Origin of the sequence: Pseudomonas proteolytica, assembly GCF_007858275.1 — a bacterium.
Classification (GTDB): domain Bacteria; phylum Pseudomonadota; class Gammaproteobacteria; order Pseudomonadales; family Pseudomonadaceae; genus Aquipseudomonas; species Aquipseudomonas proteolytica.
In genome coordinates this window covers 1-1,002 of record NZ_VFEV01000090.1, presented here as the reverse complement: position 1 = coordinate 1,002, position 1,002 = coordinate 1, and the positions used below count along the sequence as shown (strand labels likewise).

Genomic DNA, 1,002 nt, shown 5'->3' with positions numbered 1-1,002 from the left:
TTGGCGCCGATCTGGAAGCCTACGTTGTCGAACGAACCATCCAGAAGCTTACGGCCACCGAAGTTGGTGGTTTGGGAAATACGGGTCAATTCACCGGTCAGCGCCGTGAATTCCTGCTGCAAAGACGTACGGTCGTCATCGCTGTTCGAACCGTTCGCCGATTGCAGGGCCAGTTCACGCATACGCTGCAGAATGTTGGTCGATTCTTGCATCGCGCCTTCAGCAGTCTGGGCAATCGACACGCCGTTGTTGGCGTTAGCTACAGCGACAGTCAGGCCTTTGACCTGGCTGGTCAGACGGTTAGCGATCTGCATGCCGGCAGCATCGTCTTTGGCGCTGTTGATTTTCAGGCCGGAAGACAAACGGCTCATCGAGGTGCTCAGTGCGTCGGAAGCCTTGTTCAGGTTCTTCTGAACGCCCAAGGACGTGATGTTGGTGTTTACGGATAAAGCCATGACGAAATCCTCGTAAATGGGGTGTTGCGGCTTCCGGCCGGGCAACCGCCTGGCATGGTTTGAAAACCTTCATAGTGGTTATCGTCAGCCATGCTGGCTTCTTGAGATCTTTCTGATTTATTTGTAGGAATATTCATATCGCCTGCAGGTGCCACGGGATTCAAGCAAAAAAAAACGGAAGGGCGCACTAGGCGCCCTTCCGTCTTTAACCAGCCTTAAGCGATTACTGAAGCAGTTTCAGTACCGACGATGGCAGTTGGTTAGCCTGCGACAAAATGGCAGTAGAAGCCTGTTGCAGGGTTTGCTGCTTGGTCAGCTCGGCAGTCTCCGAAGCAAAGTCGGCGTCCTGCACACGGCTACGGGCAGCAGTGGAGTTTTCCGAAATGCTTTGCAGGTTGGCAACGGTGCTGGTGAAACGGTTTTGCACTGCACCCAACTGGGAACGCTGGCTGTCGATCTGCTGGATCGCATCGTTCAGCGCCTGAACCGATCGCTGCGACGAAGCTGCATCCTGGATGCTCAGGTTGGAAACGGTGGTTTCCACGGT

At 54.5% G+C, this 1,002-nt stretch carries 2 protein-coding genes; both read right to left on the bottom strand.

Going from position 1 to position 1,002, the window contains the following annotated elements:
• Positions 1 to 455 (bottom strand): flagellin N-terminal helical domain-containing protein (locus FIV38_RS29805; protein ID WP_478212877.1); only part of this gene is annotated, 455 nt, incomplete at its 3' end.
• Between the two features lie 223 nt (positions 456 to 678).
• Positions 679 to 1,002 (bottom strand): flagellin (locus tag FIV38_RS29800; protein WP_262382628.1); only part of this gene is annotated, 324 nt, incomplete at its 5' end.